The sequence below is a fragment of the Vibrio parahaemolyticus genome (assembly GCF_900460535.1).
Taxonomy (GTDB): Bacteria; Pseudomonadota; Gammaproteobacteria; order Enterobacterales; family Vibrionaceae; genus Vibrio; species Vibrio parahaemolyticus.
This window is the reverse complement of sequence record NZ_UHIL01000002.1, coordinates 1,124,141-1,137,840: the sequence shown is the minus strand read 5'-3', so window position 1 is coordinate 1,137,840 and position 13,700 is coordinate 1,124,141. Positions and strand designations below refer to the sequence as shown.

Below are 13,700 nucleotides of genomic sequence, written 5' to 3'. Positions count from 1 at the left end.
CCGCTGATAATCTCAGCGGCTTTGTTTTTCTTAGAACACAGTTTTTAGACGCAGCTTTGTTAAAACAGCCTACATTAAAGGTGTGATTCGAATATCTGCGATTTGCGCTTCGTTCTTTTCACCCTCAATACCACCAGCGTAGATGTAGGTTTCATTCGATGTGAGGTAACTCATATTGAAGTGGTCCTTCAGCGCGATCTGATAGGTTTTCCCCTGCTCCAACGCCACTTCAATTGGCGTTGAGTAACGCATACCTTGGTTTTCACCAATATGGCCCATCTGCAAGTAACCTTGACCAATCACTTTACCTGCATCATCCAATACCTCTAACAATTTCACGGTGTTCGTGATGCCGGTATTAAGTTGTCCTAGGTTATTGTTGTACCAAGCATCGAACTGGTAAGTGCCCGTTACAGGAGCTGTAAACGACTCTGCACCTTTTACGATACCACTGTCTTTGCTCACCGTAACCACTGAGACATTGTCTTTGAGTGGCTGATATTCGCCATCAAGTTTGATGCGGATCTCTTCACCGACACAAACCGGTTGGCTTGGGTTAGAACGGAAGCCTTTATCGTTAATGCTTTCAGCCAAATAACAAGCAAAACCAGTTGGCGTATCGGAATAAGATTGAGCAATCACGTTCTTTTGAATCAGCTCGCCATTGCGATACAAGTTCACGTTGTACTTGCTCGTCACGTCAATCGAAACCGAATTCTCAACGCTTTTTACCACCAATGTTGGCTCTTGCGGAGAATAAACGCGACTGTCTTCACTCACATACGGTTTCACCCCAGAAACTAAAGTAATGCTACTATCTACATTCACAAGCGCGCCCAGTGTCACGTGGAAATGCCCCTTTTCGTCCATCGTGACATTTTCAACTGGGTAGTAACCTGTTTCATCTTTGCTTACTTCAGGCAAATCAATGGTTACCGAGTAGTTCTTTCCTTTAAAGGCAAAGTTTTCCAACGTGATTTGTTCAGACTGAGCCAACAACTTATTGCGCACCCAACTTGTGATAAATGGCTTCACTTCCAACTTACCTGTTTCGGTATGGATGCCAAATAGGGTCTCTACCACCATGTTCAAGTAGCCACCCACAGACCAAAGCTGACGCTGAGAGTTAATCACTGGGCCATCCAAGCTCGGATCTTCGCCATGATCACTATGGATGATGAATGACTTACCAGAAAGCCACTCTAAGTTCTCCATGTTGGATAAGTTGGTTGCCGTACCACGAACCAACGATTGAATCGCATTGTTCGCCGCAGCCACGTTTTGTGTTTGATGCGCGGCGCGCAAGCTGTACGCGGTAACAAATGGCCAAATTGCGCGGTTATGGTACACAGGCACGTCCGGTTGTTGAGGGAAGTAAACCGGCACGCCAAACTCACTGTGTGGGTAATTGGCCATGATTTGTTTCGCCTGCGCATCACTTGCCACACCACTGATGATCGCCAGTGCTTCGCCCAACATGTCGTATTTGTCGACCGCGATGTCTTTGCCATTATCAAACAAATAACTTACGTACATACCGCGTTCGGCATTCCAAAACTGCTCGTTGATAGCGGTTTTTAACTTCTCAGCCCACTCGGTGTATTTGACCGCGTTGGTTGAGTCGTACTTCTCTGCCAACTTAGCCGCGAGCTGAATCGCGCGGTAATGAACCACGTTTGTCGATAACGCTTTGCTGCTACCAATCGCGTTGACATCGTTTGGCGTCCACGTTGAGTAAGTTTGCTCACGCCAATCGAGGAAGGATTGTTCGCCAGTGTATAAACCAGATTTCGCATCAAAAGCCGCCAGGCGATCGGCTTCAAGTGTATTACTGATCGCTTTGTAAGCGCGCTCGGCAAATTGGTTGTACTCTTCCCCATCCAATGCCGAAAGTAAGCGTTCTGCACCAAGCGCCCAAGTCGTGCGGTCGGTACTGATTGGCCAGCTACCGCCAGTGCCCGTGTCTTGCACAATCTGCTCGCCATCGTATTGCTGATCGGTCGTGTCGCGGAAAGCGGACAATTTGAAATTCAAACCATTTTGCACGCGAGTTGGATTCATCAATGCAAGCGAAAGGTCTGCTGCGTACGCCAAATCACGCGTCCATACGTAATGCCACTTCGCGCCCGTCTCAAAAACTTCCGCTTTGATTGGGTTGTTGTAGTTGTAATTGCCGTCTTTGATTTCAGAAACGGCAAGCTGGTCTAGCTCTTTCATCGTCAACGCAAACAACGCGTCAAACGCGACATCACCCGACACCACTCGCGGCCCTGTTTGCTCATTAATCACTAAGCCTTGGTCGAGCGCATCACGCAATTCTGTCGTCGTTGAAATACCAAATTCACGCAGCTCAGCTTTAGGATCTTTCACCGAGAAAATCACGGTATCACTCGAGTCATCGTAATTGGCGAACAGTTTCACTTCTTTACTCTGATGCCCTTCATGCACCATTGCAGGGTCGAGAATCGCATCAGAGTAGTACTTTTCCGCTTCTTCTTGCGTTGCTTTCGTCACAGTCATTGTCGCGCGACTTTCATCGGCAAAGCTCACAGAAAACTTGTAATACCCTTTGTCTTCAAACGTGATCTCAGAGTTGCAATCATCGTTCATACACGCTTCATTCGTGCCTGGTTTTGGCAGGTACTCTTGAGCTTTATCGAACGCCGCGGGCTCCTCAAAATAGGTGTATTGGATCTGCCAACCCGGATCAGCAATCTTGAACTGATTGCTACCTCGAGCGACGCGCAGTACGGTTTCGTACTCGTTATTACCCAAATAGTTTAGCTTGGCATGCTCTGCCGTGCCCCAATCCCCATTTAAACCGCGTAAATATAAGTCGGCTGAAATAATTGGTTTGTCGACCGGCACAGGCGCATCAGAGGAATCTGACCCACACCCAGCAAGACCAATACAAGACGCGACAGCAAGCGCAATAAAACTCGGTTTCATGTTCATCCCTTAGATTGTTGTTTTGGCGACAGTCTAAAGAACACCCTTTTGAGGGGAAAATAGGAAGTCAGGAGCGAGCTATAGATAACATCTATACGTCAAACCCCAACAGTGATGTAGATCTATGAAATGCGCATAATTTCAATCAAATGAGATTACAGATTTGTGATTTATAAATGAAATTGTGCAAAATACCCCTCGTTCTTAGAGGGGAAAGAAAATGGACAAATCTCTGCAGCAATTTTTACTGGTTGCACGCTGCCAAAGCATCAGCGATGCGGCAAGAATGGCAGGGTTAAGCCAGCCAACGGTAACAAGCAATTTAAAGAAGCTGGAAGAGAATCTCGGCGTGACGCTGTTTGAACGTCATCCTAATGGCATGGTGTTGACCGAATACGGACGCATCCTCTATCGCCATAGCAACGCGATGCAGCATGAATACAACCAAATGATGCAAAGCATTGATGAACGGAAACAGTACCAAGTCGGAAAAATTAAAATGGGTACTGGCGATGCGTGGTGGCCGCTATTCGTCAAACAAGCACTCAATGAACATCTGACCAAGCAGCCTTCGGCATCTACGCACGTCGAATTTGGCAACCACTTAGGCTTGATGGATTCATTATTCAACGAACAGATTGAATTCTTCATCGGCCACGAGATTGTCGGCTTGTCGTCTAAATGCGATGTTACGTTTATTCCACTATTTCAAACGGTTGATGCCTATTTTGTTTCCCCAAACCACCCACTGCTAGGGAAAACCGTCACCGAAGAGATGCTGCACGAATACCCTGCTCTTTCGGTCACTTATGACGCTAAGAAATTCGCTCACGTCATCGATAACCCAATCCCGAAACAAAATGAACGCGAAAGGCAGCAACTGGATGACAGACCGACTTACGAAGTGGATTCTCTGCTCGCCAGTATTGATGTACTGAAAGAAAGCGTCGCGGTGATGTCTTATACCCGCCATCTGCAACCGTATTTGGAATCCTTTGGCTTACGAAGCTTAACCATGGAAAACGAACCAAACCCTGGCACCGTCGGGATTTATCGCCACCGCCGAGAAACCTCGGAATCGCATCTAGATCTGATTGCTGGCATCACTCAGCGCGCTAAATTGCTCAACTAGAAAGTCCAAAAACAGGCGAACTCTTTTCGGTTGATATTGGCGGCTCTGATAAATGACATGCAGATCCGCTTCAGCGCCTTGCGAAAAGGCGCTGAAGTTTTTCATATACCCATCCAAAACCGTTACTAAACGTTGTTGTTTTAGGTCTTGCTGAATATCTAAAATCGATTTCAACGCAATCCCCGCCCCCTCCAACGCCCATTGTCGAATCACTTCACCATCATCAGAAAAGCGCTTTGGCGTGACCGTGATCGTTTGGTGAGACTCTTCATCTTTAAAGTGCCACGTTTTTAATTCTTCATTGCTGCGCACCATGGCTAAGCAGCGATGAACCGCGAGATCTTGTGGGCAGTTTGGGACACCTTGCTTCGACAAATAATCAGGTGACGCACACAGCACACGTTGACTCGACGCCAGCTTGCGCGAAATGAGATTACTGTCCGCTAACTCACCGTAACGAATCACCAAATCGAGCCCCGATTCAGCCAAGTTCGATAAATTGTCATTAAGATAAAGATAAGGCGTCACATCCGGATATTGCTCAGAAAAAACCGACACCATCGGCGAAATAATTTGTTTGCCAATATCTCGTGGAGCTGAAATTTTCAACGTTCCGCGCACTTCCGAAATACCAGTTTGAAGTAAGTTTTCCGTCTCTTTCACGCTATCAATGATGTTCAGACAAGCTTGATGGTACATTGCCCCTGCGTCCGTGAGTGATACGTGGCGTGTGCTTCGGTTGAGCAGCTTTACACCATAGCGTTCTTCTATCGCTTGCAGCCTTGCCGTTACCGTCGCTGGAGATAAACCTAGCTCCCTTCCCGCCGCTGCCAGACCTTGATGTTTAACGATGCTGACAAACAACGTCATATCCGAAAACTTATCCATCTTCGCGCCCTTATTATTTGGAAAAACTGAATAATCAATTCAGATATTACCCAATTATCAAATTAAGTCGAATCCATATACTGACCCTATCGACATTGTTTAGACCCAGAACGTTATGTGACAGGGCAAAGTTAAACGCCGTAACGCTGTACAACGCACAACAACACGCCCTGCCCAGCCAAGAGATAGGAAACAAAAAATGAAACTGTACATTTATGAACATTGCCCCTTTAGCGCCCGCGTCCGTTTTGTTGCAGGCATGCTGAATATTCAGCTCGACGTCATCAACATTGCTTATGACGACGAGAACACCACCACAAACATCATCGGCGCAAAACAAGTTCCTCTTTTGATCAAAGACGATGGTGAAGCCATGGCGGAAAGCTTAGACATCATCAACTACTTCCTTGAATTGGCATCTTCCAGCGAAAACAGCCAACCCTCAACACTGGTTTTAGACTGGCAAAAACAAGCGTTTTTACCACTACAAAAAGTCGGGTATCCGCGTTGGTCAAACATGACGTTACCGGAATTTGCAACAGAAACCGCTAAACAAGCATGGCGTGCAAAAAAAGAAACCGAAGCGTTAAATTTTGAAGCTTTGATTAACGATACACCTGCGATTGCGAAAGAAGTCGCCGCTTTGATAGAACAAACTAAACCCTTGCTCAACCTAAGTTCAGAAAAGCAAACGTCACTGGTTGATCAGGCCATTATGTTCTCCATTCTACGCGGCTTTTTCAGTGCGCCCGAAGTGCAATGGGATCCAGCCGTACTTCACTGGATGGCAACCGCTCGTAAAGCGACCAACGTGCCAGTACTTATCTAAGGAGCGCATCATGAAACAAAGAACAAATAAGCTGTTTGAACCAGCTCAACTGAAAGCGTTGTCACTACAAAACCGTATTGTCATGGCACCAATGACTCGCGCACGCACCACTCAGCCGGGCAACATCCCGAATGAGATGATGGCAACGTATTATCAACAGCGCGCTTCTGCCGGGCTGATCATTTCCGAAGCCACACAAATTTCGGACGATTCTCAAGGCTATTCGTTCACACCAGGCGTTTACACCGATGCGCAAGTGGCGGGCTGGCAAGGTGTGACCCAAGCGGTCAAATTACAAGGCGCAGCGATGTTTTGTCAGCTATGGCATGTGGGCAGAGTGTCTCACCCAACATTCCAAAATGGTGAACAGCCTATCGCACCATCTGCGCTCGCTCCGGTAGAGACGCAAGTTTGGATTGCGGATGAACAAGGCAACGGCAATATGGTCGATTGTGTTGAGCCACGCGCAATGACACAAGCGGATATCAACCGAGTTGTCGGTGATTTCGCGAACGCAGCCAAACGCGCCATTGAATCGGGTTTTGATGGTGTAGAAATCCACGGCGGGAATGGGTATCTGATAGACCAGTTCTTAAGAACCAATTCAAACCATCGAACAGACAACTACGGCGGTTCACGAGAAAATCGTATCCGTTTTCTTATCGAAGTAGTGGATGCAGTTATCGCCGCTGTTGGTGCGCATCGAGTTGGAGTGAGATTGGCACCATTCATTACGTTTAAAGATATGGACTGCCCAGATATCGTGCCAACGATCCTAGAGGCATCAAAACAGCTACAGGAGCGCGACATTGCCTACTTGCACTTGTCCGAGGCCGATTGGGCCGATGCACCAACGATTCCCGAGACGTTTCGAATCGAACTTAGAAAGCGCTTTCGCAACGCTATCATTGTCGCAGGTCGCTACGATCCTCAACGAGCAAACGAAGTGTTAGAGAAAGGCTACGCGGATCTTGTCGCATTCGGACGACCATTCGTAGCAAACCCAGACTTAGTCTCTCGCTTGCAACATCACCATCCGTTGGCAGAACTCGATGGCTCAACGTTGTTTGGCGGAAACGAACGAGGCTACACCGATTACCCTGCTCTGCAACAGGAATGCGCAGAACAGGCCTAACAAAAAAAGCCCCAACCTAGCTGCTACGGTTGGGGCTGTCACCAAACTAAAATTAGTTTTGGCTGGCTTAAGCTGGCTAAGAGTTAAATCACTTCTAACGCGCCGCTGCGCCAAGGTTCGATCACCACTTTGATGTGATCATTTGGCGTCATTAACTGTGTAAATGCGTCTTCGACACCGTCGATTCCCACTTTGGCGGTGAGCATTTTCTGCCAAGGCAACGTGTGTTCGGCAATCGCTTGTAGGCATTGCTCAAACTCGTGCGGTTGGTAGTAGTAAGAGAATCTCAAATCGAGCTCTTTTACCGTCGCGTACGCGTAGTTAATGATTGCGGGTGTCGTATGGATACCCGAGATGACGATTCGCGCTCGGGCAGGGGCGCGGCGCAGAAAATCGTCAATCAATGTATGCTTGCCCACACACTCATAAATGACCAGACGTGAGTTCATCGCGTACTGCTCACCAACGGCGATCTCGTCTTCCTTGGTCGGGTTGATCAATCGATTTGCGCCAAACTCACTAGCAAGTAGCAGCTTCTCTTCCTGAAGATCGACCGCAAGAATATTGCTCACACCGCGTTGTTTCAGTGCAGCAATCACCGCCAGCCCTATAGGACCGCAACCGACAACCAGAGCTGTTTCTTCCGTTTCGATTTCACTGCGATTGACCGCGTGCAAACCGACCGCCAGTGGTTCGGTCAATGCCGCCGCCTCAGACGGCATTCCGTCTGGGACAGGTAGCAATAACGCTTCATCAAGCAGGAAGTACTCAGAGTAAGCGCCATAAGTACCCGGAGTAACACCAACGCCCGCGCCATTTTGACTGAGCAACATCGGCACTGAGGTGACTCGGCTACCAACAGCCAACGTCTGTTGAGTGTCAGATCCGTATTCGACAATTTCCGCGCAGAACTCATGCCCCAACATCACTTGAGCGTGCTCACCGGCTTCATCAGGCATCAACCCGAGCTGGTGGAATACATCAAATACCTCATCCGCGTGTCGAGTAATGTGAAGGTCGGAGCCACAAATACCGCAAGCTAGACTACGAACCAACACTTGTCCCGCTGCGGGTTTGGGGATTTCGACTTGCTTCAGGCGGACACTACCATCCTGCATTACGATACTGTTCATCTGTTGCATGAGGTTACTCCGCTAGCTCATCGCTTAGGCCAGCAATCGCACCCGGTTTGATGTAGCGCGCGGTGAAGCCTTGTGCTTTCGCTGTTGCAATAACAACTTGCTCAATCCAACCCGCATCCATGATATTGATGAAGTTACCATCTTCGTCAAAGTTAATGTTTGCACCTTGGATCACCATAAATCCGTCGGCACCGCCTGAGCTTTCAGGGCAGTGGAAGGTATGAATCGAACCGCCCGGCTCATATAAGTAGCTGCCAGCGGTTTGGACTTGGTCTGGATACTCGATGTAGTGCCAAGCGCCGCTCAGGGTATAGAAGTGCACCACACCAGTGTGGTAGTGCTTAGGCAGAGTGATACCCGGTTTGAATTTGGCGCGAACCACCCAAGTACCGTTTTCTGGATCAAGAAACAATGGGTAAACATCAACACCCGGTAGCGCGTCTTTGATGATCGACTCTTCATTGGTATTAAGAGTTAGTAGGAAATCTTGATGCTGAATAACTTCTGGTAATGACATAACTTACATCCTCGCTATTGCTGTAATGTGGCGTGCTCGCCTATCCCATGAGTGGGTACTTAAAATTCTCGAAACCGTCGGACGCACTGACGGTGCAGCCGTTGATACAGTTGGCTTTCTCGCTGACCAAAAACGTCACCACGTTGGCGATCTCTTCTGGTTGTGTGAAGTTTTGACGCATCTGTTCTTTGCGGATGTGGTTCCATAGGCCAATCTCTTCGTATTGCCTTAACATCGGAGTATCAACGCGTCCCGGAGCGACGGCGCAAACACGAATGCCCAATGGTGCCAGTTCTAATGCGGCGCATTTGGTCATCATATCGACTGCCGCTTTGCTGACGTTGTAGGTGAAGGTCATCTCAGATGCCATTCGTGCGTAAACAGAAGAAGTATTGAGGATCACACCCGGAGTGCCTTGTGCTTGGAATTGTCGCCCAGCGGCGAGAATGCCGTAGTAGACACCATTTTGGTTGACCTTTGAGATCGGCTCAAAATCGGCAATTGGGTCGTGGTCAAGCAGAGGTTTCGGCGCGCCAATGCCTGCGTTGTTGACCATGATGTCAAGCGAGCCAAACTGTTCGACCGCGCACTTCACCATAGCTTCAACTTGTTGGTAATCGGTGACGTCCGCGACAAAGGTTCCCAACTGCTTTGAATCAAAACTTGTGTACATTTGCAGTGATTGTTCTGAAATATCGACAGCAAGCACTTTGGCTCCTTGCTCTCTCAGCTTTGCAATGATGGCTTGGCCAATTCCACCAGCCGCCCCAGTCACAATGGCCGTTTTATTGATAAGTTCCATACTGCTTCTCATCCATGCGTTGTTGTTATCAAAATGTAACTTAAATCAACTCACTGACACTCACTTGACCTTTTGCGAAGTAAATTTGATATATTGCGATTTACAACTTGTTAACATTTAAAAATCGAGACATGCATATCGTAAGAAGTGGCGCCGCCGATAAATTTGATAGCTTGGTTTCCGAACTAGGGCAGAATCCGGTTGAGATTATGGCTGCTGTCGGGCTGTCTACGGCGCAATTTCGCGATCCCGATACTTATCTCGCTTATTCAAGGTTGGCTGAATTGCTGGAGGAAGCAGCTGCTCGTTGTAAGCAACCGTTGTTTGGCGCGTTACTCGCCGAGCGCCAAAACCTGCAAAGTTTGGGTGATTTGCCGATGCTGGTTTCTCGCGCGGAAACGGTCGGTGATGCCTTGGCGCGGGTGAATGATTTTCTCTATCTGCATTCGTCAGGGGTCACTCTCAACATGACGCCACAAGATGATTGGGTACGGTTGTCGCTCAGTATTGATGTGCACAGCGAACGCGGTATCGCACAGTTGATGCAGTTGAGTGTATCGCATCTGGCGATGTTTATTGCCAGTCTGCTTGATATTGAAGCGAGCCACTTCTCTTTACACCTCACCCAACACGCAAGCTTCGAGGCAGAACAGAGCGAATTTGCCCAGCAGAACAAACTGCGTTTCGGTGATAAGTTTGACGGTATCCTACTTAAAGCGAGTCTACTGAACGCTAAGAACCACCAAGATGAAGACGCACTAGAGCGCCATTTTCAACAGCACCTCAAAGAGCTGCAAACCCGTTACCCCAACAATCTCAGCGACCAAGCGGCAAACATGATTGGTCGTTTGCTATCGACTGGAGAATGCAGCGTGGAGCGCGTTGCAAGAGCATTGGACCTGCATCCGAGAATGCTGCAAAGCAAGCTGAAACAGCAGGGCACAAGTTATCGACAGCTATTGCAGCAAGTGCGTCAGGATTTCGCTGAGCAGCGTTTAAGTGAGAATATTCAGAGTATTACCGATATCGCGTTGCAATTGGGTTATGCCGAAACTGCGGTCTTCAGCCGCTACTTTCGTCGCTGGACGGGAAAATCGCCGAGGCAATGGCGGTTAGATAAAATAGCGGCTAGATAAGCAGAGTTAAACGGGTGAGCAGACCATGTTTTGTTGGCAATTCTTGAGGCTTTTCTCGCTTAAAAAGCCACTCCCCTTTCTTTGCAGAGAATGACTGGTTAAAATACAGAAAATTGCGCACTAACTGGATTAAACATGGCGAAACTTACCCTTCAAGAACAAATGCTAAAAGCGGGCTTAGTTAACGAGAAAAAACTAAAGAAAGCGAAAAAAGGCTCAAAGAAATCACGCGTTCAAGCACGCGAAGTTAAAGCGGCGGTTGAAGAGAGTAAACGCCAGCAGGTAGAGCGAGACAAACAGCTAAGCCAACAACAAAACGCAGAGCGTCTAAGCAAAGAGATCAAAGCGCAAATCAATCAACTGATTGAGATGAACAAGATCGAGCTAAAAGATGGCGACATCAAATACAACTTTACACACGGTACACTAGTGAAATCACTTTATGTAGATTCACTTATCCGCGAACAGTTAATCAAAGGCATTTTGGCTATTGCTATTGTCGGTGAAAGCTACGTTGTCATTCCGCGCGGAGTAGCGAATAAAATTGCTCAACGTGACGAATCCGTCATCATCGAACAGAAAGAAGCAGAATCTGATATTCCGGCAGAAGACGATCCATACGCAGATTTCGTCGTTCCAGATGATTTGATGTGGTAAAACGCATTCTAAAAGACCGCTGTATTCGCGGTCTTTTTTAATTTGTATCAGAAAGTATTCTATGATTCCTATTGGCTTACGTCCATTTTCTTTTTACTTAGCAAGATTTAGATATAAGTTACTATTTTCGTATTTTGACAAACTACTTTCAGATAAAAACTCATATTAACATTGGCCATCCGTTTATTACCAGCTCACTTAGCGCACTATTTGAATAATAAATCGATACATTAAGATATCTATTCACCTCTTTCGTAAACACACTCATTTACCTTTATTTTATTTTTATATAAAAATAATTAATATGCTTTTCACTCTATTTCTAACTTATATAAATTCACCAACTGCGAGCCACATCATAAAATAAATCATAATGTTTTTAGTGTATAAGTTAATATAAGTTTTTTATAGTTGTATTAAGGAATATATGAAAAGAAAGGTATTTTTTGTTGCGTGCGCGTCTTTGGCTTTATCAGCGTGCGGTGGTGGAGAAGGTGGCGAGAAAGACAGTAATACTATTGCGCCCAGCAACAACGAGTCTCAGTGTGGTAATATGCCCGAGATGTCCTGCAGCTATGATATCAATAAGTTAACTTTAAACTTTTCTCTTCGGACCACATCAGATTACATGATACGACCTGGAGCGTCGTTTTATGCTTCAGGGTATTCTCAAGGTATTTTTCCATCTCAAATCGATACCATAGAAATCCATGCAGATGGAAAAGTTTATAAACCTGACAATAAATATAATCCAAATGTCAGTTTTCCGATAATACCAGTCGGTGCTCCCGCATATGAATTCTATTGGTATCGAAATGGTGACTTAGTTACTTCTACATCCATTGATCAGATTGCTAGCCCTATTAATATCGTTTCTAAAAATGAGAAGAATGGAACAGATATAGTGTCGGTCGAGTGGATAGAAGAAAATAACCATCAATATGACGTCGAGTTGCGGTTCTTAACTTGTACACAAAACAACGGAGAGGTTGTTAACATAGACCCTATCGAATATCGATATGAGAATCATACTTCACCATTCAGTTTTTCATTACAAGAGCAGTTTTCAAGAACCATTGATGAACTTAAGAGCGATTATGCTGAGTGCGACGTATTTATTGATATTTCTAGTAAAAACTTGCTGACTACCCCTTCTCATCAATCAAGAAAACTATTAATTCACTCATACAGTGGGGAACTCTTTAATATCTCCCTTTTCTAAATAGTATTTAAATCGAGTCATTAGCCCCCCGATATTTAATATCTCGGGGGCCAATATTGTGTCGTTGATATATTTCTGATTTTTTATTGAGATTCCCATACATGGCGATAAAACAACCAGATTTATTAAGAGCTTAACCTAATAAAATCACGCCAAAAAGTCCTTGGCAATCATCAAAAATGACAAGCTACCTATCGATTACTTAAGAGTAGGTTCACTCCCGATATAGCAAGAAATAACGAACACCCGCGATTGAAACGTTTCGCCATTTTCGGGTTTGAAAACCAGTGTCTTAAGTACAAACCAAAGATGGCATAGATTGAAATGGCGACCATTTCTAAAATCAAAAACGTTGAGCCAAGTGCAAAGAACTGCTCTTGAACGTTGGCATTAGCATCAACAAATTGCGGTAAGAAAGCAGTAAAGATAAGAATCGCTTTCGGGTTGCCAGCGGCAAGCGTAAATTCTTGTTTCGCAAGTCCTGCGTAGTTGCGCGAGTTGTCCAAATCAGAGATCGGACTAGACTCTGAACGCCAAAGGTTAAATGCAATCCAAAGTAGATACAGCGCCCCTACCAGCTTTATTGCCAAAAATAACATTTCTGACGTATACAAAATCACGGCCAAGCCAGATGCCGACAACGCAATCATTGCTGAAAAAGCGGCAATTCTGCCTAAACTGGCTACAAACGCGGCCCTAAATCCGTAGCAGCGGGCGTTGTTCATTGCCAATAAATTGTTTGGGCCTGGAGCCATATTGAGAGCGAAGCAAGCAGGAATAAAAAGGAGAAGCTTCCAAATATCCATAATAAAATGGTCTTAGTGAGTTATTTTGGTTAGTACCCTAACATCCGCCATTAAAGTGAGTAAACCACAAACCAATCTTAAAGCAACTCGGCGTCAAATCGTGCCGTGCGAGCTTGAACTAACGTGCAGTTCGTTTCTGCCATCAACTCAGCTAAGGTGATGTTTGGGTTTTGTCTCACCAAACGTATCAACTTCACGTCCAAAGGTTCCAACTTGTCTTGGTGAGCGAGTAGAGCTTGCTCGATCTTGTTGATCGCAAAGCGCATCACCTCTGCCTCTTCGCTTTTAAGATGATCTAAAAACGCTTTTACATCCAAAGCCTCGCCTGAGATCTGCCAGTTACGAGATCGCCTAATTCGCTTAAGATCGCACTGTTTTTCTGCTGCGAGTGTTTTCGCTCGCTTGGCATGGTCGCCACCAATACGGTGAATCAAGGATGGGAGCGAAATCGTAATCTTCGTCTCTTTCACCGCCTTTTCTTTCAT

13 protein-coding genes are annotated in these 13,700 nt (G+C 46.2%); 6 read left to right on the top strand and 7 right to left on the bottom strand.

Going from position 1 to position 13,700, the window contains the following annotated elements:
• Positions 1 to 69: 69 nt before the first annotated feature.
• Positions 70 to 2,949, bottom strand: a complete 2,880-nt coding sequence (locus tag DYB02_RS22220; protein WP_029862379.1) for an MGH1-like glycoside hydrolase domain-containing protein — start codon at positions 2,947 to 2,949, stop codon at positions 70 to 72.
• 220 nt (positions 2,950 to 3,169) lie between these two features.
• Here DYB02_RS22220 and DYB02_RS22215 point away from each other — a divergent pair, with 220 nt between their 5' ends.
• The gene (locus DYB02_RS22215) at positions 3,170 to 4,081 is read left to right on the top strand and encodes a LysR family transcriptional regulator (RefSeq protein WP_029805864.1); all 912 of its coding nucleotides are present in this window, start codon (positions 3,170 to 3,172) and stop codon (positions 4,079 to 4,081) included.
• Here the strand turns inward: DYB02_RS22215 and DYB02_RS22210 are convergent.
• Complete coding sequence (locus DYB02_RS22210; RefSeq protein ID WP_029805866.1) at positions 4,034 to 4,969, bottom strand: LysR family transcriptional regulator; 936 nt, start codon at positions 4,967 to 4,969, stop codon at positions 4,034 to 4,036. The genes DYB02_RS22215 and DYB02_RS22210 overlap by 48 nt on opposite strands.
• A 199-nt stretch (positions 4,970 to 5,168) precedes the next feature.
• Between DYB02_RS22210 and grxB the strand changes: the two genes are divergently transcribed.
• The gene (grxB, locus tag DYB02_RS22205) at positions 5,169 to 5,798 is read left to right on the top strand and encodes a glutaredoxin 2 (RefSeq protein ID WP_029862377.1); all 630 of its coding nucleotides are present in this window, start codon (positions 5,169 to 5,171) and stop codon (positions 5,796 to 5,798) included.
• Positions 5,799 to 5,808: 10 nt separating this feature from the next.
• The gene (locus DYB02_RS22200) at positions 5,809 to 6,933 is read left to right on the top strand and encodes an alkene reductase (protein WP_005483963.1); all 1,125 of its coding nucleotides are present in this window, start codon (positions 5,809 to 5,811) and stop codon (positions 6,931 to 6,933) included.
• An 83-nt stretch (positions 6,934 to 7,016) separates the two neighbouring features.
• On the opposite strand, the gene DYB02_RS22195 is transcribed toward DYB02_RS22200, so the two are convergent.
• Genes DYB02_RS22195 through DYB02_RS22185 form a run of 3 tightly spaced genes read right to left on the bottom strand, consistent with a single transcriptional unit; the run spans position 7,017 to position 9,394 of the window.
• Complete coding sequence (locus tag DYB02_RS22195) at positions 7,017 to 8,075, bottom strand: zinc-binding dehydrogenase (RefSeq protein ID WP_029803739.1); 1,059 nt, start codon at positions 8,073 to 8,075, stop codon at positions 7,017 to 7,019.
• 4 nt (positions 8,076 to 8,079) lie between these two features.
• The gene (locus DYB02_RS22190) at positions 8,080 to 8,592 is read right to left on the bottom strand and encodes a 2,4'-dihydroxyacetophenone dioxygenase family protein (protein ID WP_025509742.1); all 513 of its coding nucleotides are present in this window, start codon (positions 8,590 to 8,592) and stop codon (positions 8,080 to 8,082) included.
• 40 nt (positions 8,593 to 8,632) lie between these two features.
• A complete protein-coding gene (locus DYB02_RS22185; protein WP_029803741.1) occupies positions 8,633 to 9,394 on the bottom strand; it encodes an SDR family NAD(P)-dependent oxidoreductase in 762 nt (253 codons plus the stop codon).
• A 131-nt stretch (positions 9,395 to 9,525) separates the two neighbouring features.
• On the opposite strand from DYB02_RS22185, the gene DYB02_RS22180 reads away from it, so the two are divergent.
• From DYB02_RS22180 to DYB02_RS22165, 3 genes are all read left to right on the top strand, one after another.
• Entirely contained in the window at positions 9,526 to 10,530 is a 1,005-nt protein-coding gene (locus DYB02_RS22180) for a helix-turn-helix transcriptional regulator (protein ID WP_029803743.1), read from the top strand.
• 135 nt (positions 10,531 to 10,665) lie between these two features.
• Positions 10,666 to 11,187, top strand: a complete 522-nt coding sequence (locus DYB02_RS22170; RefSeq protein ID WP_021449383.1) for a DUF2058 domain-containing protein — start codon at positions 10,666 to 10,668, stop codon at positions 11,185 to 11,187.
• Between the two features lie 427 nt (positions 11,188 to 11,614).
• Positions 11,615 to 12,409, top strand: a complete 795-nt coding sequence (locus DYB02_RS22165; protein WP_025500342.1) for a hypothetical protein — start codon at positions 11,615 to 11,617, stop codon at positions 12,407 to 12,409.
• 191 nt (positions 12,410 to 12,600) lie between these two features.
• On the opposite strand, the gene DYB02_RS22160 is transcribed toward DYB02_RS22165, so the two are convergent.
• Together DYB02_RS22160 and DYB02_RS22155 are read right to left on the bottom strand one after the other, a co-directional pair.
• Positions 12,601 to 13,215, bottom strand: a complete 615-nt coding sequence (locus DYB02_RS22160; RefSeq protein ID WP_023583973.1) for a LysE family translocator — start codon at positions 13,213 to 13,215, stop codon at positions 12,601 to 12,603.
• Between the two features lie 77 nt (positions 13,216 to 13,292).
• Positions 13,293 to 13,700, bottom strand: a complete 408-nt coding sequence (locus DYB02_RS22155) for a ribosome recycling factor family protein (protein WP_020834961.1) — start codon at positions 13,698 to 13,700, stop codon at positions 13,293 to 13,295.

Coding starts and splice junctions, on each gene's coding strand:
- DYB02_RS22220 (WP_029862379.1), bottom strand. CDS start 2,949: ATGAAACCGAGTTTTATTGCGCTTGCTGTCGCGTCTTGTATTGGTCTT.
- DYB02_RS22215 (WP_029805864.1), top strand. CDS start 3,170: ATGGACAAATCTCTGCAGCAATTTTTACTGGTTGCACGCTGCCAAAGC.
- DYB02_RS22210 (WP_029805866.1), bottom strand. CDS start 4,969: ATGGATAAGTTTTCGGATATGACGTTGTTTGTCAGCATCGTTAAACAT.
- grxB (WP_029862377.1), top strand. CDS start 5,169: ATGAAACTGTACATTTATGAACATTGCCCCTTTAGCGCCCGCGTCCGT.
- DYB02_RS22200 (WP_005483963.1), top strand. CDS start 5,809: ATGAAACAAAGAACAAATAAGCTGTTTGAACCAGCTCAACTGAAAGCG.
- DYB02_RS22195 (WP_029803739.1), bottom strand. CDS start 8,075: ATGCAACAGATGAACAGTATCGTAATGCAGGATGGTAGTGTCCGCCTG.
- DYB02_RS22190 (WP_025509742.1), bottom strand. CDS start 8,592: ATGTCATTACCAGAAGTTATTCAGCATCAAGATTTCCTACTAACTCTT.
- DYB02_RS22185 (WP_029803741.1), bottom strand. CDS start 9,394: ATGGAACTTATCAATAAAACGGCCATTGTGACTGGGGCGGCTGGTGGA.
- DYB02_RS22180 (WP_029803743.1), top strand. CDS start 9,526: ATGCATATCGTAAGAAGTGGCGCCGCCGATAAATTTGATAGCTTGGTT.
- DYB02_RS22170 (WP_021449383.1), top strand. CDS start 10,666: ATGGCGAAACTTACCCTTCAAGAACAAATGCTAAAAGCGGGCTTAGTT.
- DYB02_RS22165 (WP_025500342.1), top strand. CDS start 11,615: ATGAAAAGAAAGGTATTTTTTGTTGCGTGCGCGTCTTTGGCTTTATCA.
- DYB02_RS22160 (WP_023583973.1), bottom strand. CDS start 13,215: ATGGATATTTGGAAGCTTCTCCTTTTTATTCCTGCTTGCTTCGCTCTC.
- DYB02_RS22155 (WP_020834961.1), bottom strand. CDS start 13,700: ATGAAAGAAAAGGCGGTGAAAGAGACGAAGATTACGATTTCGCTCCCA.